Below are 436 nucleotides of genomic sequence, written 5' to 3'. Positions count from 1 at the left end.
CTGACCGGTCAGCGTCTCGATGCCGGACACCAGCGTGGTGTTGCCGAGGACCGAGGCGAGGGTGATGACATCGGTGCCCACGCCACCGGTCAGGGTCTCCAGACCCGAAACCAGCAGGGTGTTGCCGGCCGTGCCCAAGGTGATGGCATCGGTGGCGGTGCCGCCGATGATCGTCTCGAACAGCGAAACCGTGGCGGTGTTGCCCGTGTTGCCCAGCGTCAGGATGTCGGTGCCCACGCCGCCGGTCAGCGTCTCGATGCCGCGCAGCAGCACCGTGTTGCCGGCCGTGCCCAGTGTGACGACATCGGTGCCGACGCCGCCGATCAGGATGTCGATCCCGGACGCCAGAAGCGTGTTGCCGGCGGAGCCGAGATAGATCAGTTCCGAACCCGTGCCGCCGACGATGGTTTCCAGCGCATTGGCAAGCAGGGTCGTT

At 66.7% G+C, this 436-nt stretch carries 1 pseudogene; it reads right to left on the bottom strand.

Going from position 1 to position 436, the window contains the following annotated elements:
• Nucleotides 1-436 (bottom strand): annotated as a pseudogene (locus tag TSH64_RS35885) (hypothetical protein); the annotation flags it as partial.

This window comes from Azospirillum sp. TSH64, assembly GCF_003116035.1.
In the GTDB taxonomy this organism is placed as follows: domain Bacteria; phylum Pseudomonadota; class Alphaproteobacteria; order Azospirillales; family Azospirillaceae; genus Azospirillum.
Note: the sequence above shows the minus strand (reverse complement) of the source record. Positions and strands in the feature narration are given on the sequence as shown.